Here is a 24,221-nt window from a genome sequence, read left to right as displayed (position 1 = left end):
CTTACCTTATCCGTGTGTAACGGGCAGGAATCAGTATGCGTAAACGTTTTATTGCCGGTGCGGTGTGCCCGCACTGTCAGCAGAAGGACACGCTGGCGATGTGGCGTGAAAACAATGTGGACGTGGTGGAATGCGTGAAGTGCGGGCATCAGATGCGCGAAGCCGATAAGCAGGTGCGCGATCAGGTACGCAGTCAGGAGCAGGTGATCGGCATTTTTCATCCCGAGTAGCGTGATGGCGCAGCTTTTTTTAAGCTTAAACTTACAGCGGGATTGAATTCCGCTACAATCGGCGCCATTAACGCTGAGCAGTATGCGGCATTGCGTTGTCAGCATCCTCAGTCTTGAACCTTTCTGGTTGGTGTTTTTGCTCGCAAAAATGGACCAATGAGACGGGATTCGCAGTTCTCAACGGTTAGGAGATATCATGAAAGTAGCAAAAGACCTGGTGGTGAGCCTGGCGTATCAGGTTCGTACCGAAGACGGTGTGTTGGTTGACGAGTCACCGGTGAGTGCACCGTTGGACTATCTGCACGGTCATGGTTCCCTGATTTCTGGTCTGGAAAAAGCGCTGGAAAATCACGCGGTAGGTGACAAGTTTGACGTGCATATCCCGGCAAACGACGCTTACGGTCAGTACGATGACAATCTGGTGCAGCGTGTACCGAAAGATGTCTTCATGGGCGTGGACGAATTGCAGGTTGGCATGCGCTTCCTGGCAGAAACCGACCAGGGTCCGGTACCGGTTGAAATCACTGAAGTTGAAGACGAGCATGTTGTGGTTGATGGTAACCATATGCTGGCGGGTCAGAACCTGAACTTCAACGTTGAAGTGGTCGCGATTCGTGAAGCGACGCCGGAAGAACTGGCGCACGGTCATGTTCACGGTGAACACGGTCATCACCACGATCACGACCACGACCACGGTCATGATCACGGCCAGGGCGGCTGCGGCGGCCACGGCGGTTGCGGTTGCAACCACTAAGTATTTCAGGGCCACCTTCGCGGTGGCCTTTTCTTTAGTAGTGCGGTGGTGGGGTTTCTTCAGATTGCGATGCAATCATGGATGGCGCGGCTGCCTTCACTTTATCGACCAACAGACGCACCTGCTCGCGCAGTTTGCTCATCTCAAGTTCATGTTGAACCACCGTCTGATTGAGCTGATCAATGGTGTGTTCCTGAAAAGCCAGTTTGCTTTCCAGCGCCTCAAGGCGTTGCTCCCATTCTGCTTGTTCCATCACCACTCCTCATATTACGGTGCTTGCGTATTGCGGGCGAGATTCTACGTGTTTTACCCCGGAATCGTCTGGTTTTTTGCGTAAATCCACAGGGGTGCTTGAATCTGGACATTATGCCACCATCTCTGATGAAACTTCCTGATGCAAAAAAGGTCAGAGGTTGACCGGATAATTACGTTGTGGGAGTGTTCGCCGCTGCCACGTAAAGTTATAGTGTGGGCCACAGTCCGCAATGATTCCCGAGGCGAGAGGCTTCGGTTTTGGAGAAAGGATGAAATCACTGTTTAAAGTCACATTGTTAGCTACCACAATGGCCATCGCACTGAATGCCCCGCTGGCAATGGCCGCAGAAGCGACCACCGCCCCGGCTGATGCTGCTCAGGCTGCGCCGCAGGCACCGAAAAATGCTGCCTTCAAAAATGAAGATCAGCAATCAGCCTATGCGCTGGGTGCTTCTCTGGGTCGCTACATGGACAACTCTCTTAAGGAACAAGAGAAACTGGGCATCAAACTGGACAAGCAACAGCTGATTGCTGGTGTTCAGGACGCGTTCGGCGGCAAGAGCAAACTCTCTGATGAAGAGATCGAGCAAACTCTGCAGGCGTTTGAAGGCCGCGTGAAAGGCGCTGCTCAGGCGAAGATGGAAAAAGACGCGAAAGAGAATGCTGATAAAGGCACCGCTTTCGCTGACAAATTCGCCAAAGAGAAAGGCGTGAAGAAAACTGAGTCTGGCCTGCTGTATCAGGTTGAGAAAGAAGGTACTGGCGACGCACCGAAAGACAGCGATACCGTGGTGGTGAACTACAAAGGCACCCTGATTGACGGTACCGAGTTCGACAACTCATACACCCGTGGCGAGCCGCTGTCATTCCGTCTGGATGGTGTGATTCCAGGCTGGACCGAAGGTCTGAAGCATGTGAAGAAAGGCGGCAAGATCAAGCTGGTCATCCCACCGCAGTTGGCCTACGGTAAAAACGGCGTGCCGGGTATTCCGGCGAACTCTACGCTGGTGTTCGATGTTGAGCTGCTCGACATCAAACCGGCGCCGAAAGCCGATGAAAAAGCACAGGCTCCGGCCGCTGCTGATAAGAAAGCGCAGTAATCTGCCTACCGCCGCCTCAGTGCGGCGGTTTCATTTCTGATGGATGACAAAGCTCTGGCATAACCCGGCGACATTTGCCAGACTAACGCCTGCACAACTACTACTATCAAAATGAGTCTGCCCCAGAGCTGCCGTGACAGGCTCCAGCCATTTAGGGTGATGTCTTCGATGTCTAATCCATTCAATCCCGGTGAACTGACTGACTTCGATTTACTGGAGCAACGTCCGTTTGAGCAAGCAGACTACGATATCCTGAAATCCTATGAGGCTGTCGTCGATGGCCTGGCGATGCTGATTGGCTCGCACTGTGAAATCGTGCTGCATTCACTGGAAGATTTAAAATGCTCCGCTGTGCGTATCGCCAATGGCGAACATACCGGACGTAAAGTCGGATCACCGATTACCGACCTGGCACTGCGCATGTTGCATGACATGCACGGTGCGGATAGTAATGTCTCAAAAGCCTACTTCACCCGTGCCAAAAGTGGCGTACTGATGAAGTCGGTGACGATTGCTATTCGTAATCGCCAGCAGCGGGTCATTGGCCTGCTGTGTATCAACATGAACCTCGATGTGCCTTTCTCGCAGATTATGTCGACCTTTATGCCGCCAGAGATGCAGCAGGTCGACTCTAACGTGAACTTTGCCAGCTCGGTAGAAGACCTGGTGATGCAAACGTTGGAGTTCACCATTGAGGAAGTGAGCGCCGATCGCAATGTATCCAACAATGCCAAGAATCGTCAGATTGTACTTAACATGTACGAGAAGGGCATTTTCGATATTAAAGACGCGATTAATCAGGTTGCCGATCGCCTCAATATCTCCAAACACACGGTGTATCTCTATATTCGTCAGTTTAAAAGCGGCGATTTTCAGGGACAGGATCGTTAATGCGCTACACCCTGCTGGTCACCGGCCCGGCTTACGGTACTCAACACGCCAGCAGCGCGTTGCTATTTGCCCGTGCATTGTTACAGGCCGGGCATCAGCTTGAGAGCGTGTTTTTTTATCGTGAAGGTGTGCTGAATGCCAATCAACTGACGGCACCCGCCAGTGATGAAGTCGATATGGTGCGCGAGTGGCAGCAGCTTCAGCAATCGCACGGTGTAGCGTTGAATATTTGCGTGGCTGCAGCGTTGCGGCGTGGTGTCACTGACGTTCAGGAAGCTGCGCGCTTGCAGTTGGCAGGCAGTAATCTGCAACCCGGATTCTTATTAAGCGGGCTTGGCGCATTGGCGGAAGCCTCACTGACCTGTGACCGTTTGGTGCAATTCTGATGAACCGTGTGGCTTTTCTTTTTACTCAGTCTCCCCACGGCAGCAGCGCTGGCAGGGAAGGGCTGGATGCGGTGCTGGCTACTGCTGCACTCAGCGAGGATATTGCGTTGTTTTTTATTGGCGATGGGGTACTGCAACTTAATTGCGATCAACAGCCTGAGCCGATTCTGGCACGTAACTATATCGCCACCTTTGGCGTGCTGGCGCTTTATGATATCGACCAGTGTTTTGTCTGCGAGGAATCACTGCACACACGCGGATTCAACGCTGCGTCACCGCGTGTGATACCCGCTGAGGTGCTGGACGCGGCTGCGCTACGCCAGAAACTGACGACTTATCATCGCATCATTCGCTTCTGAGACTTCACCATGCTCTACACCCTTATGCATTCACCCTGGCAATGCGATATCGATACCTTATTGTTGCTGCTGAAGCCGGAGGATGATCTGTTGCTGCTCCAGGACGGCGTGACGGCCGCGTTATTGGGTAGTGCCATGCTGGAAAAGTTACAAAACACCCCGGCAAAACTTTGGGTGTTGCAGGAAGATGTGGTGGCGCGTGGCCTGGTTGCACAAATTTCGACCAGCGTAACCTGCGTGGACTATACTGAATTCGTTGCTTTAACGGCGAAGCACCAGCAGCAAATAGCCTGGTAGTACGCTAAAACCTGGTTATTTCTTGACACCCTTTTGACACAGCCCTAAAATTCTGCCTCCTCGTAGTAATACGAGGCGATTTATTACGTGTTTACGAAGCAAAAGCTAAAGCAAATCCAGGAGCTATTTAATGGCAACAGTTAACCAGCTGGTTCGCAAACCACGCGTCCGCAAAGTTGCAAAGAGCAACGTGCCGGCGCTGGAAGCTTGCCCGCAAAAACGTGGTGTTTGTACTCGTGTGTACACCACTACCCCGAAAAAACCTAACTCAGCGCTGCGTAAAGTTTGCCGTGTGCGTCTGACTAACGGTTTCGAAGTGACTTCCTACATCGGTGGTGAAGGTCACAACCTGCAGGAGCACTCCGTGATCCTGATCCGTGGCGGTCGTGTTAAAGACCTGCCAGGTGTGCGTTACCACACCGTTCGTGGCGCGCTGGACTGCTCAGGTGTTAAAGACCGTAAGCAGGCTCGCTCCAAGTATGGCGTGAAGAAGCCAAAGGCTTAATGGTTCTCCGTTAAGTAAGGCCAAACGTTTTAACTTAAATGTCAAACTAAACTCGTAGAGTTTTGGACAATCCTGAATTAACAACGGAGTATTTCCATGCCACGTCGTCGCGTCATTGGTCAGCGTAAAATTCTGCCGGATCCTAAGTTCGGATCAGAGCTGCTGGCTAAATTTGTAAATATCCTGATGGTAGATGGTAAAAAATCTACCGCTGAATCAATCGTTTATACCGCTCTTGAGACCCTGGCTCAGCGTTCTGGTAAAAACGAGCTGGAAGCCTTTGAAGTAGCCCTCGAAAACGTACGTCCGACTGTCGAAGTTAAGTCACGTCGCGTTGGTGGTTCTACCTATCAGGTACCAGTAGAAGTCCGTCCGGTTCGTCGTAATGCTCTGGCAATGCGTTGGATCGTAGAAGCTGCTCGTAAACGCGGTGATAAATCTATGGCTCTGCGCCTGGCGAACGAACTTTCTGATGCTGCAGAAAACAAAGGTACTGCAGTTAAGAAACGTGAAGACGTTCACCGTATGGCAGAAGCCAACAAGGCGTTCGCTCACTACCGCTGGTAACAGCCACGTAGTTGTTGTTAAACCAGCGGGCGCTCAAACGGCCAACCCGCTGGGGTCGACTAACTTTGAACGTCCGAAAAACCGAGGAATAAAATGGCTCGTACAACACCCATTGCGCGCTACCGTAACATCGGTATCAGTGCACACATCGACGCCGGTAAGACTACCACTACCGAGCGTATCCTGTTCTACACCGGTGTTAACCACAAAATCGGTGAAGTACACGATGGCGCAGCAACAATGGACTGGATGGCGCAGGAGCAGGAGCGTGGTATTACCATCACCTCCGCAGCGACTACTGCGTTCTGGTCAGGTATGGCTAAGCAGTTTGAGCCGCACCGCATCAACATCATCGACACCCCGGGACACGTTGACTTCACCATCGAAGTAGAACGTTCCATGCGTGTGCTCGACGGCGCAGTAATGGTTTACTGTGCAGTTGGTGGCGTGCAGCCGCAGTCTGAAACCGTATGGCGTCAGGCTAACAAATACAAAGTTCCGCGTATTGCGTTCGTTAACAAAATGGACCGCATGGGTGCGAACTTCCTGAAAGTTGTAGGTCAGATCAAAACCCGTCTGGGCGCGAACCCGGTTCCGCTGCAGCTGGCTATCGGTGCAGAAGAGAACTTCACCGGTGTTGTTGACCTGATCAAAATGAAAGCTATCAACTGGAACGATGCTGACCAGGGTACTACCTTCGTTTACGAAGATATCCCGGCTGACATGCAGGACCTGGCTGAAGAATGGCGTTCAAACCTGATCGACTCTGCTGCCGAAGCTTCTGAAGAGCTGATGGACAAGTACCTGGGCGGCGAAGAGCTGACCGAAGAAGAGATCAAAGGCGCTCTGCGTCAGCGCGTACTGAACAACGAGATCATCCTCGTGACCTGTGGTTCTGCATTTAAGAACAAAGGTGTTCAGGCGATGCTGGATGCGGTTGTTGAGTTCCTGCCAGCTCCGACCGACGTACCGGCAATTAACGGTATGCTGGACGATGGTAAAGATACTCCGGCTGAGCGTCACGCTAGCGATGATGAGCCTTTCTCTGCACTGGCATTCAAAATCGCAACTGACCCGTTCGTGGGTAACCTGACGTTCTTCCGCGTGTACTCTGGTGTGGTTAACTCCGGTGACACCGTGCTGAACTCAGTGAAATCTGCGCGCGAGCGTTTTGGCCGTATCGTTCAGATGCACGCCAACAAGCGTGAAGAGATCAAAGAAGTTCGTGCGGGCGACATCGCTGCAGCAATCGGCCTGAAAGACGTGATCACCGGTGATACCCTGTGTGATCCAAACGCGCCGATCATCCTGGAGCGTATGGAGTTCCCTGAGCCGGTAATCTCTATCGCCGTTGAGCCGAAAACCAAAGCTGACCAGGAAAAAATGGGTCTGGCTCTGGGTCGTCTGGCGAAAGAAGACCCGTCATTCCGCGTATGGACTGACGAAGAGTCTAACCAGACCATCATCGCTGGTATGGGTGAGCTGCACCTCGACATCATCGTTGACCGCATGAAGCGTGAATTCAACGTTGAAGCGAACGTGGGCAAACCGCAGGTTGCTTACCGCGAAGCGATTCGCGCGAAAGTTACCGATATCGAAGGTAAACACGCCAAGCAGTCTGGTGGTCGTGGTCAGTATGGTCATGTCATCATCGACATGTACCCGCTGGAGCCGGGTTCAAACCCGAAAGGCTACGAGTTCGTCAACGACATCAAAGGTGGTGTGATTCCTGGCGAATACATCCCTGCGGTTGACAAAGGTATCCAGGAACAGCTGAAATCAGGTCCGCTGGCTGGTTATCCGGTAGTTGATCTGGGTGTTCGTCTGCACTTCGGTTCATACCATGATGTTGACTCCTCAGAACTGGCATTTAAACTCGCTGCTTCTATCGCCTTTAAAGATGGCTTTAAGAAAGCGAAGCCGGTACTGCTTGAGCCGATCATGAAGGTTGAAGTTGAGACGCCGGAAGAGAACACTGGTGACGTCATCGGTGACCTGAGCAGCCGTCGTGGTATTCTGCGCGGTCAGGAATCCAACGTAACTGGCGTTGTGATTCACGCTGAGGTTCCGCTGTCTGAAATGTTCGGATACGCGACTCAGTTGCGTTCTCTGACCAAAGGCCGTGCTTCTTACTCCATGGAGTTCCTGAAGTACGATGATGCGCCGAACAACGTCGCTCAGGCCGTTATTGAAGCTCGTGGCAAATAAGGCTACGGTTTAAAAATTGTGAACTGATGCCTTCATCACTGATGAAGGCATAACGTAAGGATTATCGCCATGGCGAAAGAGCAATTTCAACGTAACAAACTGCACGTAAACGTGGGCACCATCGGTCACGTTGACCACGGTAAAACCACTCTGACTGCTGCAATCACCACCGTTCTGGCTAAAACCTACGGCGGCCAGGCTCGTGCATTCGACCAGATCGACAACGCGCCGGAAGAGAAAGCTCGTGGTATCACCATCAACACTTCTCACGTTGAGTACGAAACCCCGACTCGCCACTACGCGCACGTTGACTGCCCGGGCCACGCCGACTATGTGAAAAACATGATCACCGGTGCTGCTCAGATGGATGGCGCAATCCTGGTTGTTGCTGCGACTGACGGCCCGATGCCGCAGACCCGTGAGCACATCCTGCTGGGTCGTCAGGTAGGCGTTCCGTACATCATCGTGTTCCTGAACAAATGTGACATGGTTGATGACGAAGAGCTGCTGGAACTGGTTGAGATGGAAGTTCGTGACCTGCTGTCACAGTACGACTTCCCGGGCGACGACACTCCGATCGTTCGTGGTTCAGCTCTGAAAGCGCTGGAAGGCGACGCAGAGTGGGAAGCGAAAATCGTTGAGCTGGCTGGCCACCTGGATACTTACATCCCGGATCCGGTTCGTGCAATCGACCTGCCGTTCCTGCTGCCGATCGAAGACGTATTCTCAATCTCAGGCCGTGGTACTGTAGTAACCGGTCGTGTTGAGCGCGGTATCGTTAAAGTTGGTGACGAAGTAGAAATCGTTGGTATCAAAGCGACTGCGAAATCAACCTGTACTGGCGTTGAAATGTTCCGCAAACTGCTGGACCAGGGTCAGGCAGGCGAGAACTGTGGTGTTCTGCTGCGTGGTATCAAGCGTGAAGACATCCAGCGTGGTCAGGTACTGGCTAAGCCGGGCACCATCAAGCCGCACACTCAGTTCGAATCAGAAGTGTACGTACTGTCTAAAGACGAAGGCGGCCGTCATACTCCGTTCTTCAAAGGCTACCGTCCTCAGTTCTACTTCCGTACTACTGACGTAACAGGTTCAGTAGAACTGCCGGAAGGCGTAGAGATGGTAATGCCGGGCGACAACATCAAAATGGTTGTTACCCTGATTCACCCGATCGCAATGGACGAAGGTCTGCGCTTCGCAATCCGCGAAGGCGGCCGTACCGTTGGTGCGGGCGTTGTTGCTAAAGTTATCGCTTAATTGAGCTGACGCAGGTGGCTATTTCGGTAGCCACTTGAGCACGAAAAGAAGAGCACTTCGGTGCTCTTTTTTTATGCCTGAATTTCCCCCCTCTGATATCTAATCCCACACAAAATCCAGGTTTGAAATAAAAACCATTCTCATTTACACTTTGATCAGAAAATGTACCGGAGTCCGTAGTAAATGTACGTCTGCCTGTGTAATGCCGTGAGTGATAAAACCCTTCGCGAAGTAGTCCGTCGCTATCAGCCCAAATCTATTCAGCATTTGCGCCAACTGGTTCCTATTGGCAAACAGTGTGGCAAATGCATCCGTGTCGCGCGTGAAATCATGGATGACGAACTCCAGCAGGTACCGCTGTATAAAGAGATCGCCTGATTCACGAACCGGAATGGAATAACCACAAAAACTGTCGCGTTTTTTTGACTTCTTTTTATCCGCATCTACGCTCTAATTAACTGGAAGCGGAGGAAGCGAAATGAAGGGCGACACTAAAATCATAAATCATCTCAACAAATTGCTGGGGAATGAGTTGGTTGCTATCAACCAGTACTTTCTTCATGCACGTATGTTCAAAAACTGGGGTTTAACACGCCTCAATGATGTGGAATACCACGAGTCCATTGATGAAATGAAACATGCGGACAAGTACATTGAACGCATTCTGTTTCTTGAAGGGATTCCCAACTTGCAGGATCTTGGCCGATTACGGATTGGCGAGGATGTGCCGGAAATGCTGCAATCCGATCTGGCACTGGAGCTGGAAGGGGCGAAGGATTTGCGTGAAGCCATCGCCTATGCTGACAAAGTCCACGATTACGTCAGCCGCGATATGATGATTGAGATTCTTGCCGACGAAGAACACCACATTGATTACCTGGAAACCGAGCTGGAGCTGATTAATAAAATCGGGATTCAGAATTACTTGCAGGTACAAATCAAAGAAGAGGGCGACAGTTAGGCTGATTTCACCCTCAAGCTATGCCCAGCCCGCAGCGTTCAGTGATCGCTGCGGGCTTTTCTTTTCCCGTTACGTCCTTTTCTGGTTAAAAACGCATCATGGGTTGCTTCCTGAACAGATTTGCGTATAATGCGCGGGCCTGCCGATATTGGCTGGCGCGATTCGAGCAGAATCGCAGGTGGTTATTAAGCTAGGCCACCTGACAATACTCCCAATTGGGGAGTTATATGCTGAACGATTACACTCCTCCATCAATCGTAATGGGTGTGGGTAGTAATTTTTTTCGTTTATAAAATGTTTGGAGCCTTGGTCTCATGTCGAACCAAAGAATCCGTATCCGTCTTAAAGCGTTTGATCATCGTCTGATCGATCAATCAACCGCGGAAATCGTTGAGACTGCCAAGCGCACTGGTGCGCAGGTACGTGGTCCGATCCCGCTGCCGACTCGCAAAGAGCGTTTTACCGTTCTGATCTCTCCGCACGTCAACAAAGATGCGCGTGATCAGTACGAAATCCGCACTCACAAGCGTCTGGTAGACATCGTTGAGCCAACTGAAAAAACCGTTGATGCACTGATGCGTCTGGATCTGGCTGCCGGTGTTGACGTGCAGATCAGCCTGGGTTAATCAGGTCATCGAGCGATTGAGAGGTTGATACAATGAGTGGTTTAGTCGGTAAAAAAGTGGGCATGACCCGCATCTTCACTGAAGATGGCGTTTCAATCCCAGTAACCGTTATTGAAGTTGAAGCAAACCGCGTTACCCAGGTGAAAACTCTGGAGAACGATGGTTACCAGGCGATCCAGGTTACCACCGGTGCTAAAAAAGCTAACCGTGTGACCAAACCTGAAGCTGGTCACTTTGCTAAAGCTGGCGTTGAAGCTGGCCGTGGTCTGTGGGAATTCCGCACCGAAGGTGAAGAGTTCGCTGTTGGCCAGAGCATCAGTGTTGAAATCTTCGCTGAAGTGAAAAAAGTAGACGTAACCGGTACCTCTAAAGGTAAAGGTTTCGCAGGTACCGTTAAGCGCTGGAACTTCCGTACCCAGGACGCGACTCACGGTAACTCCTTGTCTCACCGCGTACCGGGTTCTATCGGTCAGAACCAGACTCCGGGCAAAGTGTTCAAAGGCAAGAAAATGGCTGGTCAGCTGGGTAATGAGCGCGTAACCGTTCAGAGCCTGGAAGTAGTACGTGTTGACGCTGAGCGCAACCTGCTGCTGGTGAAAGGTGCAGTTCCGGGTGCGACCGGTAGCGACCTGATCGTTAAACCGGCTGTGAAGGCGTAAGGGGATAGCAATGGAATTAGTATTGAAAGACGCGCAGAGCGCGCTGACTGTTTCCGAAACTACCTTCGGTCGTGATTTCAACGAAGCGCTGGTTCACCAGGTTGTTGTTGCCTACGCTGCTGGTGCTCGTCAGGGTACTCGTGCGCAGAAAACTCGTGCTGAAGTAACTGGTTCAGGCAAAAAGCCTTGGCGTCAGAAAGGCACCGGCCGTGCGCGTTCAGGTTCTATCAAGAGCCCGATCTGGCGTTCAGGTGGCGTGACCTTCGCTGCACGTCCTCAGGACCACAGTCAAAAAGTTAACAAAAAGATGTACCGCGGCGCGCTGAAAAGCATCCTGTCCGAGCTGGTACGTCAGGACCGTCTGATCGTTGTCGAATCATTCTCTGTTGAAGCACCGAAAACCAAGCTGCTGGCACAGAAACTGAAAGACATGGCGCTGGAAGACGTGCTGATCATCACCGGCGAACTGGATGAGAATCTGTTCCTGGCTGCGCGTAACCTGTACAAGGTTGACGTGCGCGATGCAGCAGGTATCGACCCAGTTAGCCTGATCGCCTTCGACAAAGTCGTTATGACTGCTGAAGCAGTTAAGCAAGTTGAGGAGATGCTGGCATGATCCGTGAAGAACGTCTGCTGAAAGTACTGCGCGCGCCGCACGTATCTGAAAAAGCATCTACCGCGATGGAAAAAACCAATACCATCGTTCTCAAAGTTGCTAAAGACGCGACCAAAGCAGAGATCGTTGCTGCTGTTGAGAAACTGTTCGAAGTAGAAGTTAAAGACGTAAACACCCTGGTTGTTAAGGGTAAAGTTAAGCGTCACGGACAGCGTATCGGTCGTCGTAGCGACTGGAAAAAAGCTTACGTCACCCTGAAAGAAGGCCAGAACCTGGACTTCGTCGGCGGCGCTGAGTAAGTCGGAGGAGAAAGACAATGGCAGTTGTTAAATGTAAACCGACATCTCCGGGTCGTCGTCACGTAGTTAAAGTGGTGAACCCTGAGCTGCACAAGGGCAAACCATTTGCTCCGTTGCTGGAAAAAAACAGCAAATCCGGTGGTCGTAACAACAATGGTCGTATCACTACCCGTCATATCGGTGGTGGTCACAAGCAGGCTTACCGTATTGTTGACTTCAAACGCAACAAAGATGGTATCCCGGCAGTTGTTGAGCGTCTTGAGTACGATCCGAACCGTTCTGCGAACATCGCACTGGTTCTGTACAAAGATGGCGAGCGCCGTTACATCCTGGCCCCTAAAGGCCTGAAAGCTGGCGACCAGATTCAGTCTGGCGTTGATGCTGCGATCAAAGCGGGTAACACCCTGCCGATGCGTAACATCCCAGTGGGTTCTACCGTTCACAACGTAGAAATGAAACCAGGCAAAGGCGGTCAGATTGCTCGCTCAGCTGGTGCTTACGTGCAGATCGTTGCGCGTGAAGGTTCCTACGTTACCCTGCGTCTGCGCTCAGGTGAAATGCGTAAAGTCGAAGCTGACTGCCGCGCAACTCTGGGCGAAGTCGGTAACGCTGAGCACATGCTGCGCGTTCTGGGTAAAGCCGGTGCAACTCGTTGGCGCGGTGTTCGTCCTACCGTTCGCGGTACTGCGATGAACCCAGTCGATCACCCGCACGGTGGTGGTGAAGGTCGTAACTTTGGTAAGCACCCGGTAACTCCGTGGGGCGTTCAGACCAAAGGTAAGAAGACCCGTAGCAACAAGCGTACTGATAAATTTATCGTACGTCGCCGTAGCAAATAATTTTAGAGGATAAGCCATGCCACGTTCTCTCAAGAAAGGTCCTTTTATTGACCTGCACTTGCTGAAGAAGGTAGAGAAAGCGGTGGAAAGCGGAGACAAGAAGCCCCTGCGCACCTGGTCCCGTCGTTCAACGATCTTCCCTAACATGATCGGTTTGACCATCGCTGTCCATAATGGTCGTCAGCACGTTCCTGTCTTTGTTTCCGACGAAATGGTCGGCCACAAGCTGGGTGAATTTGCACCGACACGTACTTATCGCGGCCACGCTGCTGATAAGAAAGCCAAGAAGAAATAAGTAGGAGGAAGAGATGGAAACTATTGCTCAACATCGCCATGCTCGTTCTTCTGCTCAGAAGGTTCGCCTCGTTGCTGACCTGATTCGCGGTAAGAAAGTGTCGCAGGCTCTGGATATTCTGACTTACACCAACAAGAAAGCGGCTGTACTGGTTAAGAAAGTCCTGGAATCTGCCATTGCTAACGCCGAACACAACGATGGCGCTGATATCGACGATCTGAAAGTTGCGAAAATTTTCGTAGATGAAGGCCCAAGCATGAAGCGCATTATGCCTCGTGCAAAAGGTCGTGCAGATCGCATCCTGAAGCGCACCAGCCACATTACTGTGGTTGTGTCCGATCGCTGAGACTCTGGAGACTAGCAATGGGTCAGAAAGTACATCCTAATGGTATTCGCCTGGGTATTGTAAAACCATGGAACTCTACCTGGTTTGCGAACACCAAAGAATTCGCTGACAACCTGGACAGCGATTTTAAAGTACGTCAGTTCCTGACTAAAGAACTGGCAAAAGCGTCTGTATCACGCATCGTTATCGAGCGTCCGGCTAAGAGCATCCGTGTGACCATTCACACCGCTCGCCCGGGTATCGTTATCGGTAAGAAAGGTGAAGACGTTGAGAAACTGCGTACGGTCGTCGCGAATATCGCTGGCGTTCCTGCACAGATCAACATCGCTGAAGTCCGTAAACCGGAACTGGACGCGAAACTGGTAGCTGACAGCATCACTTCACAGCTGGAGCGTCGTGTGATGTTCCGTCGTGCTATGAAGCGTGCAGTTCAGAACGCCATGCGTCTGGGCGCGAAGGGTATTAAAGTTGAAGTTAGCGGCCGTCTGGGCGGCGCGGAAATCGCACGTACCGAATGGTACCGCGAAGGTCGCGTACCGTTGCACACTCTGCGTGCTGACATTGACTACAACACCTCTGAAGCGCACACCACTTATGGTGTAATCGGCGTTAAGGTATGGATCTTCAAAGGTGAGATCCTGGGTGGTATGGCTGCTGTTGAACAACCGGAACCGGCTGCTCAACCTAAAAAGCAGCAGCGTAAAGGCCGTAAGTAAGGAGAGTCGCTGATGTTACAACCAAAGCGTACGAAATTCCGTAAAGTGCACAAAGGCCGTAACCGCGGTCTGGCGCAGGGTACGGATGTTAGCTTCGGTACTTTCGGTCTGAAAGCTGTTGGCCGTGGTCGTCTGACTGCTCGTCAGATCGAAGCAGCACGTCGTGCTATGACCCGTGCAGTTAAGCGTCAAGGTAAGATCTGGATCCGTGTATTCCCGGACAAACCGATCACCGAGAAGCCGCTGGAAGTGCGTATGGGTAAAGGTAAGGGTAACGTGGAGTATTGGGTTGCCCTGATCCAGCCTGGTAAAGTCCTGTATGAAATGGACGGCGTACCGGAAGAGCTGGCCCGTGAAGCATTCAAGCTGGCAGCAGCAAAACTGCCTATCAAAACCACCTTTGTAACTAAGACGGTGATGTAATGAAAGCAACTGAGCTGCGTGAAAAAAGCGTTGAAGAGCTGAACGCTGAGCTGCTTAACCTGCTGCGTGAGCAGTTTAACCTGCGCATGCAGGCAGCATCTGGCCAACTGCAGCAGACCCATCTGCTGAAGAATGTGCGCCGTGATGTTGCACGCGTTAAGACTTTACTGACTGAGAAGGCGGGTGCGTAATGACCGATAAAATCCGTACTCTGCAAGGTCGTGTTGTTAGTGACAAAATGCAGAAATCTGCAGTTGTTGCTATCGAGCGTTTCGTGAAGCACCCGATCTACGGTAAATTCATTAAGCGTACGACTAAGCTGCACATCCACGACGAGAACAACGAATGCGGTATCGGCGACGTGGTTGAAATCCGCGAATGCCGTCCGCTGTCCAAGACTAAGTCCTGGACTCTGGTTCGCGTTGTAGAGAAAGCGGTTCTGTAATAGAATCTGCTTCCTCTAAAAAATAAGATGAACGGCTCTCGCGAGCCGTTCATTTTTTCTACCCATATGCAGGAACCGGTGTTATAATGCCGCGCCCTCAATTATGGGGCTTTTTAACGACCTGAGGTTTTGGGTCCCGAAGTAGTAGTTGACATTAGCGGAGCACTAAAATGATCCAAGAACAGACTATGCTGAACGTCGCCGACAACTCCGGTGCACGTCGCGTAATGTGTATCAAGGTTCTGGGTGGCTCGCACCGTCGCTACGCAGGCGTCGGCGATATCATCAAAGTTACCATCAAGGAAGCAATTCCGCGTGGTAAGGTGAAAAAAGGTGATGTCCTGAAGGCGGTAGTGGTGCGCACCAAGAAGGGTGTTCGTCGCCCGGACGGTTCTGTCATTCGCTTCGATGGCAACTCATGCGTTATTTTAAACAATAACTCTGAGCAGCCAATCGGAACGCGTATTTTTGGGCCGGTAACTCGTGAACTTCGTACTGAAAAGTTCATGAAAATTATCTCTCTGGCACCAGAAGTACTCTAAGGAGCGAACAATGGCAGCGAAAATCCGTCGTAACGACGAAGTTATCGTGCTTACCGGCAAAGATAAAGGTAAACGCGGTAAAGTAAAGAACGTCCTGACTTCTGGTAAAGTCATCGTTGAAGGTATCAACCTGGTTAAGAAACACTCTAAGCCGGTTCCGGCTCTGAACCAACCAGGTGGCATCGTTGAAAAAGAAGCTGCTATTCAGGTTTCTAACGTTGCAATCTTCAATGCGGCAACCGGCAAGGCTGACCGTGTAGGCTTTAGATTCGAAGACGGCAAAAAAGTCCGTTTCTTCAAGTCTAACAGCGAAACTATCAAGTAATTTGGAGTAGTACGATGGCGAAACTGCATGATTACTACAAAGACGAAGTAGTCCAGAAACTCATGACTGAGTTCGGCTACAATTCTGTCATGCAAGTCCCTCGGGTCGAGAAGATCACCCTGAACATGGGTGTTGGTGAAGCGATCGCTGACAAGAAACTGCTGGATAACGCAGCAGCTGACCTGGCAGCAATCTCCGGTCAAAAACCGCTGATCACCAAAGCACGCAAATCAGTTGCAGGCTTCAAAATCCGTCAGGGCTATCCGATCGGCTGTAAAGTAACTCTGCGCGGCGAGCGCATGTGGGAGTTCTTTGAGCGCCTGATCACTATTGCTGTACCGCGTATCCGTGACTTCCGTGGCCTGTCTGCGAAGTCTTTCGACGGTCGTGGTAACTACAGCATGGGCGTTCGTGAGCAGATCATCTTCCCAGAAATCGACTACGACAAAGTCGATCGCGTTCGTGGTTTGGATATTACCATTACCACTACTGCGAAATCTGATGATGAAGGCCGTGCTCTGCTGGCTGCCTTTGACTTCCCGTTCCGCAAGTAAGGTAGGGTTACTTCATGGCTAAGCAATCTATGAAAGCACGCGAAGTTAAGCGTGTGAAATTAGCAGACAAGTTCTTCGCAAAACGCGCTGAACTGAAAGCGATCATTTCTGATGTGAACGCTTCTGACGAAGATCGTTGGGATGCCGTTCTCAAGCTGCAGAGTCTGCCGCGTGATTCCAGCCCTTCACGTCAGCGTAACCGCTGCCGTCAAACAGGTCGTCCGCACGGTTTCCTGCGGAAGTTTGGGTTGAGCCGTATCAAGGTCCGTGAAGCCGCAATGCGCGGTGAAATCCCGGGTCTGAAAAAGGCAAGCTGGTAATTGTCACCATTTGAATCACGGGAGTAACACAGATGAGCATGCAAGATCCGATCGCGGATATGCTGACCCGTATCCGTAACGGTCAGGCCGCGAACAAAGTTGCGGTCTCTATGCCTTCCTCCAAGCTGAAAGTGGCAATTGCCAACGTGCTGAAGGAAGAAGGCTATATTCAAGATTTTAAAATCGAAGGCGACATCAAGCCGGAACTGGAACTGACTCTTAAGTATTTCCAGGGTAAAGCTGTTGTAGAAAACATTCAGCGTGTTAGCCGTCCAGGTCTGCGCATCTATAAGAAAAAAGATGAGCTGCCAAAAGTAATGGCTGGTCTGGGCATCGCTGTAATTTCTACATCTAAAGGTGTTATGACTGATCGTGCAGCGCGCCAGGCTGGTCTTGGTGGCGAAATTATCTGCTACGTAGCGTAATCGGAGGAAAACATGTCTCGTGTTGCAAAAGCACCTGTCGTTGTTCCTGCCGGCGTAGAGGTAAAACTCAACGGTCAGGAAATTTCGATCAAAGGTAAAAACGGCGAGCTGACTCGTACTATCAACCAAGCTGTTGAAGTTAAGCATGCAGACAACGCCCTGACTTTCGCTCCACGCGAAGGTTATGCGGATGGTTGGGCACAGGCAGGTACTGCTCGTGCACTGCTGAACGGCATGGTTATTGGTGTTACCGAAGGCTTCACCAAGAAGCTGCAATTGGTTGGTGTTGGTTATCGTGCAGCTGTAAAAGGCAACTCTGTGAGTCTGGCCCTGGGCTTCTCTCACCCTGTTGACCATGCACTGCCGGCTGGCATCACTGCCGAATGCCCAACTCAGACTGAAATCGTGCTGAAAGGCGCTGATAAGCAGCTGATTGGTCAGGTTGCAGCTGATCTGCGCGCCTACCGTCGTCCTGAGCCTTACAAAGGCAAGGGTGTTCGTTACGCCGACGAAGTCGTGCGTACCAAAGAGGCTAAGAAGAAGTAAGGTAACACTATGGATAAGAAATCTGCTCGTATCCGTCGTGCGACCCGTGCACGTCGCAAGCTCAAAGAGCTGGGTGCTACTCGCCTGGTGGTACATCGTACCCCGCGTCACATTTACGCACAGGTAATCGCCCCGAACGGTTCCGAAGTTCTGGTTGCTGCTTCTACTGTAGAAAAAGCTATCGCTGAACAACTGAAGTATACCGGTAACAAAGACGCCGCTGCAGCTGTAGGTAAAGCTCTGGCTGAGCGCGCTATCGAAAAAGGCATCAAAGATGTTTCTTTCGACCGTTCCGGTTTCCAATATCATGGTCGCGTCCAGGCACTGGCAGATGCTGCTCGTGAAGCTGGCCTTCAGTTCTAAGGTAGAGGTCTAAGATGGCACACATCGAGAAACAAGCTGGCGAACTGCAGGAAAAACTGATCGCGGTAAACCGTGTATCTAAAACTGTTAAAGGTGGTCGTATTTTCTCCTTCACAGCACTGACTGTGGTAGGTGATGGTAACGGTCGCGTCGGTTTTGGTTACGGTAAAGCGCGTGAAGTTCCAGCAGCGATCCAGAAAGCGATGGAAAAAGCCCGTCGCAATATGATTAACGTCGCGCTGACGCACGGCACCCTGCAGCACCCGGTTAAAGGTGCACACACGGGTTCTCGCGTGTTCATGCAGCCGGCTTCTGAAGGTACCGGTATCATCGCCGGCGGTGCAATGCGCGCCGTTCTGGAAGTCGCTGGAGTTCATAACGTTCTGGCTAAAGCGTATGGTTCCACCAACCCGATCAACGTGGTTCGTGCAACTATCGACGGCCTGGGCAACATGAAGTCTCCGGAAATGGTCGCTGCCAAGCGTGGTAAATCCGTTGAAGAAATTCTGGGGTAATCACGATGGCAAAGACTATTAAAATTACACAAACCCGTAGCTCAATCGGCCGCCTGCCTAAGCATAAAGCCACTCTGGTTGGCTTGGGTCTGCGTCGTATTGGTCACACCGTAGAGCGTGAAGACACGCCGGCAGTACGCGGTATGGTCAACGCGATTTCCTACATGCTGAAAGTGGAGGAGTAAGAGATGCGTTTAAACACTCTGTCTCCGGCCGAAGGGTCTAAACACGCTTCTAAGCGTCTGGGTCGTGGTATCGGTTCTGGCCTCGGTAAAACCGGCGGTCGTGGTCACAAAGGTCAGAAGTCTCGTTCTGGCGGTGGCGTACGTCGTGGTTTCGAGGGTGGTCAGATGCCTCTGTACCGTCGTCTGCCGAAATTCGGTTTCACCTCTCGCAAAGCAATGGTCACTGCAGAAGTTCGTCTGTCTGACCTGGCGAAAGTTGAAGGCGGTATTGTTGACCTGAACACGCTGAAAGCAGCAAACATCGTCGGTGTTCAGATTGAATTCGCGAAAGTGATTCTGTCTGGTGAAGTTTCTGCACCGGTAACGGTTCGTGGTCTGCGTGTCACCAAAGGTGCTCGTGCTGCAATCGAAGCTGCTGGCGGTAAAATCGAGGAATAAGTAGCAGATGGCTAAGCAACCGGGATTAGATTTTCAAAGTGCCAAAGGTGGCTTTGGTGAACTGAAGCGCAGACTCTTGTTTGTTATCGGTGCACTGATTGTCTTCCGTATTGGCTCTTTTATTCCGATCCCTGGTATCGATGCCACTGTACTTGCCAAACTGCTTGAGCAACAGCGTGGCACCATCATTGAAATGTTCAACATGTTCTCTGGTGGTGCTCTCAGTCGTGCCTCAATCTTCGCGCTGGGTATTATGCCGTATATTTCGGCCTCTATTATTATCCAGCTGCTAACGGTGGTTCATCCGGCGTTAGCGGAGATTAAGAAAGAAGGGGAGGCTGGCCGTCGTAAGATTAGCCAGTACACCCGTTATGGCACGCTGGTTCTGGCTGTATTCCAGTCGATCGGTATTGCTACCGGTCTGCCGAATATGCCTGGAATGCAGGGCCTGGTGATTAATCCGGGCTTTGCCTTCTACTTTACCGCTGTTGTAAGTCTGGTTACCGGGACAATGTTCCTGATGTGGCTGGGCGAACAGATTACTGAACGGGGTATCGGCAACGGTATTTCGATCATTATCTTCGCGGGTATTGTTGCGGGTCTCCCGCCGGCCATTGGCCATACCATCGAGCAAGCGCGGCAAGGCGACCTGCACTTCCTTCTGTTGCTGTTGGTTGCAGTTCTCGTATTTGCAGTGACCTTCTTCGTTGTTTTCGTAGAACGTGGTCAACGCCGCATTGTGGTGAACTACGCTAAGCGTCAGCAAGGTCGTCGTGTTTATGCTGCACAGAGCACACATTTACCGTTGAAAGTGAATATGGCAGGGGTTATCCCGGCAATCTTCGCTTCCAGCATTATCCTGTTCCCGGCGACGATAGCATCCTGGTTCGGGGGCGGTACCGGTTGGAACTGGCTGACAACAATTTCGCTGTATTTGCAGCCAGGACAGCCGCTTTATGTGCTACTCTATGCGACTGCAATCATCTTCTTCTGTTTCTTCTACACGGCGTTGGTTTTCAACCCGCGTGAAACAGCAGATAACCTGAAGAAGTCTGGTGCATTCGTACCGGGAATTCGTCCGGGAGAGCAAACGGCGAAGTATATCGATAAAGTAATGACACGTCTGACCTTAATCGGCGCACTGTATATTACTTTTATCTGCCTGATCCCGGAGTTCATGCGTGATGCCATGAAGGTTCCCTTCTACTTTGGCGGTACTTCACTGCTCATCGTAGTGGTTGTCATCATGGACTTTATGGCTCAAGTGCAAACTCTGATGATGTCAAGTCAGTACGAGTCTGCATTGAAGAAAGCTAACCTGAAAGGCTACGGCCGTTAATTCAGGCGCTTGAGAAGTTACGGAGAGTAAAAATGAAAGTTCGTGCTTCCGTCAAGAAATTATGTCGTAACTGCAAAATCATCCGTCGCGACGGTGTCGTACGTGTGATTTGCAGTGCCGAGCCTAAGCATAAACAGCGCCAAGGCTGATTTTCTCACATATTTTTCTTGCAAAGTCGGGTTGAGCTGGCTAGATTAGCCAGCCAATCTTTTGTATGTCGATGCGTTTCCATTTGAGTATCCTGAAAACGGGCTTTTCAGCATGGTTCGCATTTATTTAATTATAGGAGTGCATAGTGGCCCGTATAGCAGGCATTAACATTCCTGATCAAAAACACACCGTTATCGCATTAACTTCGATTTTCGGTATCGGCAAAACCCGTTCTAAAGCTATCTGTGCTGAAACGGGCATCGCTGAAAATGTTAAGATCAGTGAGCTGTCTGAAGAACAAATTGATCAGCTGCGTGATGCAGTTGCTAAATTCGTTGTAGAAGGTGATCTGCGCCGTGAAATCACCCTGAGCATCAAGCGTCTGATGGACCTTGGTTGCTACCGTGGTTTGCGCCATCGTCGTGGTCTGCCAGTACGCGGTCAGCGTACCAAGACCAACGCACGTACCCGTAAGGGTCCGCGTAAACCGATCAAGAAATAATCGGGGTGAGTAAATAATGGCAAAGGCACCAGTTCGTGCACGTAAACGTGTAAGAAAGCAAGTCTCAGATGGCGTGGCTCATGTCCATGCTTCTTTTAACAACACCATCGTTACCATTACTGATCGTCAGGGTAACGCACTGGGTTGGGCAACCGCCGGTGGTTCCGGTTTCCGCGGTTCACGTAAATCTACTCCGTTTGCTGCTCAGGTCGCTGCAGAGCGCTGTGCAGAAGCCGTGAAAGATTACGGTATTAAGAACCTGGAAGTTATGGTTAAGGGTCCGGGTCCGGGTCGCGAATCTACTATTCGTGCTCTGAACGCCGCTGGTTTCCGCATCACTAACATTACTGATGTGACTCCGATCCCTCACAACGGTTGTCGTCCGCCGAAAAAACGTCGCGTATAACGCCTCGTTTTTAGGATAGTTGGAGAAAGAAAATGGCAAGATATTTGGGTCCTAAGCTCAAGCTGAGCCGTCGTGAGGGCACTGACTTATTCCTTAAGTCTGGTGTTCGTGCGATCGATTCCAAGTGCAAAATTGAACAAGCCCCTGGTCAGCATGGTGCGCGTAAACCGCGTCTGTCTGATTACGGCGGTCAGTTACGTGAAAAACAGAAAGTTCGTCGTATCTACGGCGTGCTGGAGCGTCAGTTCCGTAACTACTATAAAGAAGCAGCGCGTCTGAAAGGCAACACCGGTGAAAACCTGTTAGCTCTGCTGGAAGGTCGTCTGGATAACGTAGTTTACCGTATGGGTTTTGGTGCCACTCGTGCAGAAGCACGTCAGCTGGTTAGCCACAAATCTATCCTGGTGAACGGCCGCGTTGTTAACATCGCTTCTTATCAGGTATCTCCGAATGATGTCGTAAGCATCCGTGAGAAAGCCAAAAAGCAATCTCGCGTGAAGGCCGCTCTGGAGCTGGCTGAGCAGCGTGAAAAGCCAACCTGGCTGGAAGTTGATGCGACTAAGATGGAAGGTGTGTTCAAGCGTATTCCTGAGCGTACTGATCTGTCTGCGGACATTAACGAACACCTGATCGTCGAGCTTTACTCTAAGTAAAGCTTAGTACCAAAGAGAGGACACAATGCAGGGTTCTGTGACAGAGTTTCTAAAACCGCGCCTGGTAGATATCGAGCAAGTGAGTTCGACGCACGCCAAGGTGACCCTTGAGCCGTTAGAGCGTGGCTTTGGCCATACTCTTGGCAACGCACTGCGCCGTATTCTGCTTTCTTCCATGCCGGGTTGCGCGGTGACCGAGGTTGAGATTGATGGCGTGCTCCACGAGTACTCCACCAAAGAGGGCGTACAGGAAGATATCCTGGAAATCCTGCTTAACCTGAAAGGGCTGGCGGTAAGAGTTCAGGGTAAAGATGAAGTCATCCTGACCCTGAATAAATCTGGCATTGGCCCTGTGACTGCAGCCGACATTACCCACGACGGTGATGTCGAAATCGTCAAGCCGCAGCATGTGATCTGCCACCTGACCGATGAAAACGCATCTATTAGCATGCGTATCAAAGTTCAACGTGGTCGTGGTTATGTGCCGGCTTCTGCCCGAATTCATTCGGAAGAAGATGAGCGCCCAATCGGCCGTCTGTTAGTAGACGCTTGCTACAGCCCTGTAGACCGTATCGCCTACAATGTTGAAGCTGCGCGTGTTGAACAGCGTACCGACCTGGACAAGCTGGTCATCGAAATGGAAACCAACGGCACAATCGATCCTGAAGAGGCGATTCGTCGTGCGGCAACCATCCTGGCAGAACAACTGGAAGCTTTCGTTGACTTACGTGATGTACGTCAGCCGGAAGTGAAAGAAGAGAAACCAGAATTCGATCCGATCCTGCTGCGCCCTGTTGACGATCTGGAATTGACTGTCCGCTCTGCTAACTGCCTTAAGGCAGAAGCTATCCACTACATCGGTGATCTGGTACAGCGTACCGAGGTTGAGCTGCTTAAAACGCCTAACCTGGGTAAAAAATCTCTTACCGAGATTAAAGACGTGCTGGCCTCTCGTGGTCTGTCTCTGGGCATGCGCCTGGAAAACTGGCCGCCGGCAAGCATCGCTGATGAATAACCCGATCACAGGTTAAGGTTTCACTGAGAAGGATAAGGTCATGCGCCATCGTAAGAGTGGTCGTCAACTGAACCGTAACAGCAGCCATCGTCAGGCTATGTTCCGCAACATGGCTGGTTCTCTGGTTCGTCATGAGATCATTAAGACGACTCTGCCGAAAGCCAAAGAGCTGCGTCGCGTAGTTGAGCCGCTGATTACTCTTGCCAAGACCGACAGCGTAGCTAATCGTCGTCTGGCATTCGCCCGCACTCGTGATAACGAGATCGTGGCAAAACTGTTTAACGAGCTGGGCCCGCGTTTCGCGAGCCGTGCCGGTGGTTACACTCGTATTCTGAAGTGTGGCTTCCGTGCTGGTGACAACGCTCCGATGGCATACATCGAGCTGGTTGATCGTCCAGAAGCTCAAGCAGAAGCTGCTGCAGAGTAATTTGCAGTAACGTAAAAAACCCGCTTCGGCGGGTTTTTTATTGCCTGCGGTTTCTTCCCATTTTCCCCCCTTCCGCTATGCTGATGGCAGTTATCCCTGTCAGGAGCACCTCATGTGGCTAATTGATCAACTCGCAGAACAACACATCCTTGCTGCTCAGGAAAAAGGCGAACTGAGCAATTTGCGTGGTGAAGGTGCACCATTGCAGTTGGAAGACGACAGCGCGATACCCGAAGAGCTGCGCATGGGATATCGGTTATTAAAAAATGCCGGTTTTTTGCCGCCAGAGCTGGAAATGCGTCGCGAAGCTCTGGAAGTAAAAGATCTGCTTCGTGAGCTGGATCCTGACGATCATCAGGCCCGCGAGCTGTCGAAAAAACTGAGCTTACTGGAGCTAAAACTGCGCCAGGCAGGAATGAGTACTGCATTTCTGCATGGGGATTATTGTGAGGCGATTAAGCAGCATCTGAGGCAGGAGAAATAAT

Annotated in this window: 43 protein-coding genes; 42 read left to right on the top strand and 1 reads right to left on the bottom strand. The window is 51.2% G+C overall.

The genetic code is table 11. The features are described 5' to 3' along the window. Positions 1-29 precede the first annotated feature (29 nt). Positions 30-230, top strand: a complete 201-nt coding sequence (locus tag AC6I8N_RS18595) for a YheV family putative zinc ribbon protein (RefSeq protein ID WP_152521888.1) — start codon at positions 30-32, stop codon at positions 228-230. 196 nt (positions 231-426) lie between these two features. Further along, positions 427-984: a peptidylprolyl isomerase gene (gene slyD, locus AC6I8N_RS18590; RefSeq protein ID WP_021184811.1), complete on the top strand. Its 558-nt coding sequence runs from the start codon at positions 427-429 to the stop codon at positions 982-984. A 34-nt stretch (positions 985-1,018) separates the two neighbouring features. On the opposite strand, the gene AC6I8N_RS18585 is transcribed toward slyD, so the two are convergent. Continuing rightward, the gene (locus AC6I8N_RS18585) at positions 1,019-1,237 is read right to left on the bottom strand and encodes a protein SlyX (protein ID WP_013510780.1); all 219 of its coding nucleotides are present in this window, start codon (positions 1,235-1,237) and stop codon (positions 1,019-1,021) included. Positions 1,238-1,508: 271 nt separating this feature from the next. Between AC6I8N_RS18585 and fkpA the strand changes: the two genes are divergently transcribed. From fkpA to AC6I8N_RS18385, 40 genes are all read left to right on the top strand, one after another. Further along, positions 1,509-2,339, top strand: a complete 831-nt coding sequence (fkpA, locus tag AC6I8N_RS18580) for an FKBP-type peptidyl-prolyl cis-trans isomerase (protein ID WP_021184810.1) — start codon at positions 1,509-1,511, stop codon at positions 2,337-2,339. A gap of 168 nt (positions 2,340-2,507) precedes the next feature. After that, a complete protein-coding gene (locus tag AC6I8N_RS18575) occupies positions 2,508-3,230 on the top strand; it encodes a helix-turn-helix transcriptional regulator (RefSeq protein ID WP_013510778.1) in 723 nt (240 codons plus the stop codon). Next, positions 3,230-3,616: a sulfurtransferase complex subunit TusD gene (tusD, locus tag AC6I8N_RS18570; protein ID WP_497829661.1), complete on the top strand. Its 387-nt coding sequence runs from the start codon at positions 3,230-3,232 to the stop codon at positions 3,614-3,616. Before AC6I8N_RS18575 ends, tusD begins: the two co-directional genes overlap by 1 nt. Beyond that, a complete protein-coding gene (gene tusC / locus AC6I8N_RS18565) occupies positions 3,616-3,975 on the top strand; it encodes a sulfurtransferase complex subunit TusC (RefSeq protein ID WP_497829660.1) in 360 nt (119 codons plus the stop codon). Before tusD ends, tusC begins: the two co-directional genes overlap by 1 nt. A gap of 9 nt (positions 3,976-3,984) precedes the next feature. Further along, positions 3,985-4,272: a sulfurtransferase complex subunit TusB gene (gene tusB / locus AC6I8N_RS18560; RefSeq protein WP_497829659.1), complete on the top strand. Its 288-nt coding sequence runs from the start codon at positions 3,985-3,987 to the stop codon at positions 4,270-4,272. Positions 4,273-4,402: 130 nt separating this feature from the next. Continuing rightward, positions 4,403-4,777, top strand: coding sequence for a 30S ribosomal protein S12 (rpsL, locus tag AC6I8N_RS18555; protein WP_003852912.1), 375 nt, complete (start codon positions 4,403-4,405; stop codon positions 4,775-4,777). A gap of 96 nt (positions 4,778-4,873) precedes the next feature. Then, positions 4,874-5,344 carry a 30S ribosomal protein S7 gene (rpsG, locus tag AC6I8N_RS18550; protein WP_013510774.1) on the top strand — a complete coding sequence of 157 codons (471 nt, stop codon included), beginning with the start codon at positions 4,874-4,876 and terminating at the stop codon, positions 5,342-5,344. A gap of 93 nt (positions 5,345-5,437) precedes the next feature. Next, the gene (gene fusA / locus AC6I8N_RS18545) at positions 5,438-7,552 is read left to right on the top strand and encodes an elongation factor G (protein ID WP_013510773.1); all 2,115 of its coding nucleotides are present in this window, start codon (positions 5,438-5,440) and stop codon (positions 7,550-7,552) included. A 69-nt stretch (positions 7,553-7,621) separates the two neighbouring features. Further along, positions 7,622-8,806, top strand: a complete 1,185-nt coding sequence (gene tuf, locus AC6I8N_RS18540) for an elongation factor Tu (protein WP_013507398.1) — start codon at positions 7,622-7,624, stop codon at positions 8,804-8,806. A 183-nt stretch (positions 8,807-8,989) separates the two neighbouring features. Beyond that, positions 8,990-9,184: a bacterioferritin-associated ferredoxin gene (gene bfd / locus AC6I8N_RS18535; RefSeq protein WP_021186410.1), complete on the top strand. Its 195-nt coding sequence runs from the start codon at positions 8,990-8,992 to the stop codon at positions 9,182-9,184. Positions 9,185-9,284: 100 nt separating this feature from the next. Further along, a complete protein-coding gene (bfr, locus tag AC6I8N_RS18530; RefSeq protein ID WP_021186409.1) occupies positions 9,285-9,767 on the top strand; it encodes a bacterioferritin in 483 nt (160 codons plus the stop codon). A 314-nt stretch (positions 9,768-10,081) separates the two neighbouring features. After that, the gene (gene rpsJ / locus AC6I8N_RS18525) at positions 10,082-10,393 is read left to right on the top strand and encodes a 30S ribosomal protein S10 (RefSeq protein WP_006120582.1); all 312 of its coding nucleotides are present in this window, start codon (positions 10,082-10,084) and stop codon (positions 10,391-10,393) included. Positions 10,394-10,425: 32 nt separating this feature from the next. Beyond that, a complete protein-coding gene (gene rplC, locus AC6I8N_RS18520) occupies positions 10,426-11,052 on the top strand; it encodes a 50S ribosomal protein L3 (RefSeq protein ID WP_021186408.1) in 627 nt (208 codons plus the stop codon). Positions 11,053-11,062: 10 nt separating this feature from the next. After that, entirely contained in the window at positions 11,063-11,668 is a 606-nt protein-coding gene (gene rplD / locus AC6I8N_RS18515) for a 50S ribosomal protein L4 (RefSeq protein WP_013510769.1), read from the top strand. Continuing rightward, positions 11,665-11,967 carry a 50S ribosomal protein L23 gene (gene rplW, locus AC6I8N_RS18510; RefSeq protein ID WP_010618574.1) on the top strand — a complete coding sequence of 101 codons (303 nt, stop codon included), beginning with the start codon at positions 11,665-11,667 and terminating at the stop codon, positions 11,965-11,967. Before rplD ends, rplW begins: the two co-directional genes overlap by 4 nt. A 17-nt stretch (positions 11,968-11,984) precedes the next feature. Then, positions 11,985-12,806 carry a 50S ribosomal protein L2 gene (rplB, locus tag AC6I8N_RS18505; RefSeq protein WP_013510768.1) on the top strand — a complete coding sequence of 274 codons (822 nt, stop codon included), beginning with the start codon at positions 11,985-11,987 and terminating at the stop codon, positions 12,804-12,806. Between the two features lie 16 nt (positions 12,807-12,822). Then, on the top strand, positions 12,823-13,101 hold the full coding sequence (gene rpsS / locus AC6I8N_RS18500) for a 30S ribosomal protein S19 (RefSeq protein WP_001138115.1): 279 nt from the start codon (positions 12,823-12,825) through the stop codon (positions 13,099-13,101). A 13-nt stretch (positions 13,102-13,114) separates the two neighbouring features. Next, positions 13,115-13,447, top strand: a complete 333-nt coding sequence (rplV, locus tag AC6I8N_RS18495; protein ID WP_007891659.1) for a 50S ribosomal protein L22 — start codon at positions 13,115-13,117, stop codon at positions 13,445-13,447. A gap of 17 nt (positions 13,448-13,464) precedes the next feature. Then, positions 13,465-14,163: a 30S ribosomal protein S3 gene (gene rpsC, locus AC6I8N_RS18490; RefSeq protein ID WP_009087585.1), complete on the top strand. Its 699-nt coding sequence runs from the start codon at positions 13,465-13,467 to the stop codon at positions 14,161-14,163. A 12-nt stretch (positions 14,164-14,175) separates the two neighbouring features. Then, positions 14,176-14,586 carry a 50S ribosomal protein L16 gene (gene rplP / locus AC6I8N_RS18485; protein WP_002438716.1) on the top strand — a complete coding sequence of 137 codons (411 nt, stop codon included), beginning with the start codon at positions 14,176-14,178 and terminating at the stop codon, positions 14,584-14,586. Then, on the top strand, positions 14,586-14,777 hold the full coding sequence (rpmC, locus tag AC6I8N_RS18480) for a 50S ribosomal protein L29 (RefSeq protein WP_021186407.1): 192 nt from the start codon (positions 14,586-14,588) through the stop codon (positions 14,775-14,777). The genes rplP and rpmC overlap by 1 nt, the downstream gene beginning before the upstream one ends. After that, complete coding sequence (gene rpsQ / locus AC6I8N_RS18475) at positions 14,777-15,031, top strand: 30S ribosomal protein S17 (protein WP_013510766.1); 255 nt, start codon at positions 14,777-14,779, stop codon at positions 15,029-15,031. Before rpmC ends, rpsQ begins: the two co-directional genes overlap by 1 nt. Before the next feature lie 170 nt (positions 15,032-15,201). Then, complete coding sequence (gene rplN, locus AC6I8N_RS18470) at positions 15,202-15,573, top strand: 50S ribosomal protein L14 (protein ID WP_013510765.1); 372 nt, start codon at positions 15,202-15,204, stop codon at positions 15,571-15,573. 10 nt (positions 15,574-15,583) lie between these two features. Beyond that, positions 15,584-15,898 (top strand): 50S ribosomal protein L24, encoded by a 315-nt coding sequence (rplX, locus tag AC6I8N_RS18465; protein WP_013510764.1) that lies wholly within the window; start codon positions 15,584-15,586, stop codon positions 15,896-15,898. A 14-nt stretch (positions 15,899-15,912) separates the two neighbouring features. Next, the gene (gene rplE / locus AC6I8N_RS18460; protein WP_013510763.1) at positions 15,913-16,452 is read left to right on the top strand and encodes a 50S ribosomal protein L5; all 540 of its coding nucleotides are present in this window, start codon (positions 15,913-15,915) and stop codon (positions 16,450-16,452) included. A gap of 14 nt (positions 16,453-16,466) precedes the next feature. Continuing rightward, positions 16,467-16,772 (top strand): 30S ribosomal protein S14, encoded by a 306-nt coding sequence (gene rpsN, locus AC6I8N_RS18455; RefSeq protein WP_006120592.1) that lies wholly within the window; start codon positions 16,467-16,469, stop codon positions 16,770-16,772. Positions 16,773-16,804: 32 nt separating this feature from the next. Next, positions 16,805-17,197, top strand: a complete 393-nt coding sequence (gene rpsH / locus AC6I8N_RS18450; protein WP_013510762.1) for a 30S ribosomal protein S8 — start codon at positions 16,805-16,807, stop codon at positions 17,195-17,197. Positions 17,198-17,209: 12 nt separating this feature from the next. Beyond that, positions 17,210-17,743, top strand: a complete 534-nt coding sequence (gene rplF / locus AC6I8N_RS18445) for a 50S ribosomal protein L6 (protein ID WP_013510761.1) — start codon at positions 17,210-17,212, stop codon at positions 17,741-17,743. 9 nt (positions 17,744-17,752) lie between these two features. After that, entirely contained in the window at positions 17,753-18,106 is a 354-nt protein-coding gene (gene rplR / locus AC6I8N_RS18440) for a 50S ribosomal protein L18 (RefSeq protein WP_013510760.1), read from the top strand. A 14-nt stretch (positions 18,107-18,120) separates the two neighbouring features. Beyond that, the gene (gene rpsE / locus AC6I8N_RS18435) at positions 18,121-18,621 is read left to right on the top strand and encodes a 30S ribosomal protein S5 (protein ID WP_013510759.1); all 501 of its coding nucleotides are present in this window, start codon (positions 18,121-18,123) and stop codon (positions 18,619-18,621) included. A 5-nt stretch (positions 18,622-18,626) separates the two neighbouring features. Beyond that, on the top strand, positions 18,627-18,806 hold the full coding sequence (rpmD, locus tag AC6I8N_RS18430; RefSeq protein WP_021186404.1) for a 50S ribosomal protein L30: 180 nt from the start codon (positions 18,627-18,629) through the stop codon (positions 18,804-18,806). A 3-nt stretch (positions 18,807-18,809) separates the two neighbouring features. After that, positions 18,810-19,244: a 50S ribosomal protein L15 gene (gene rplO / locus AC6I8N_RS18425; RefSeq protein ID WP_013510757.1), complete on the top strand. Its 435-nt coding sequence runs from the start codon at positions 18,810-18,812 to the stop codon at positions 19,242-19,244. 7 nt (positions 19,245-19,251) lie between these two features. Next, positions 19,252-20,583 carry a preprotein translocase subunit SecY gene (secY, locus tag AC6I8N_RS18420; protein WP_013510756.1) on the top strand — a complete coding sequence of 444 codons (1,332 nt, stop codon included), beginning with the start codon at positions 19,252-19,254 and terminating at the stop codon, positions 20,581-20,583. A gap of 32 nt (positions 20,584-20,615) precedes the next feature. Then, on the top strand, positions 20,616-20,732 hold the full coding sequence (rpmJ, locus tag AC6I8N_RS18415) for a 50S ribosomal protein L36 (protein ID WP_004160566.1): 117 nt from the start codon (positions 20,616-20,618) through the stop codon (positions 20,730-20,732). 146 nt (positions 20,733-20,878) lie between these two features. After that, on the top strand, positions 20,879-21,235 hold the full coding sequence (rpsM, locus tag AC6I8N_RS18410) for a 30S ribosomal protein S13 (protein WP_013510755.1): 357 nt from the start codon (positions 20,879-20,881) through the stop codon (positions 21,233-21,235). A gap of 16 nt (positions 21,236-21,251) precedes the next feature. Then, entirely contained in the window at positions 21,252-21,641 is a 390-nt protein-coding gene (rpsK, locus tag AC6I8N_RS18405; RefSeq protein ID WP_004160563.1) for a 30S ribosomal protein S11, read from the top strand. A gap of 32 nt (positions 21,642-21,673) precedes the next feature. Continuing rightward, on the top strand, positions 21,674-22,294 hold the full coding sequence (gene rpsD, locus AC6I8N_RS18400) for a 30S ribosomal protein S4 (RefSeq protein ID WP_013510754.1): 621 nt from the start codon (positions 21,674-21,676) through the stop codon (positions 22,292-22,294). A gap of 25 nt (positions 22,295-22,319) precedes the next feature. Next, a complete protein-coding gene (locus tag AC6I8N_RS18395; RefSeq protein ID WP_007891688.1) occupies positions 22,320-23,309 on the top strand; it encodes a DNA-directed RNA polymerase subunit alpha in 990 nt (329 codons plus the stop codon). Positions 23,310-23,349: 40 nt separating this feature from the next. Next, on the top strand, positions 23,350-23,736 hold the full coding sequence (rplQ, locus tag AC6I8N_RS18390) for a 50S ribosomal protein L17 (protein ID WP_003850180.1): 387 nt from the start codon (positions 23,350-23,352) through the stop codon (positions 23,734-23,736). Between the two features lie 112 nt (positions 23,737-23,848). Next, entirely contained in the window at positions 23,849-24,220 is a 372-nt protein-coding gene (locus AC6I8N_RS18385) for a DnaJ family domain-containing protein (protein ID WP_021186402.1), read from the top strand. Position 24,221: the final 1 nt, after the last annotated feature.

The organism is Pantoea sp. X-Soil-TKNS-1279 (assembly GCF_059730565.1).
Note: the sequence above shows the minus strand (reverse complement) of the source record. Positions and strands in the feature narration are given on the sequence as shown.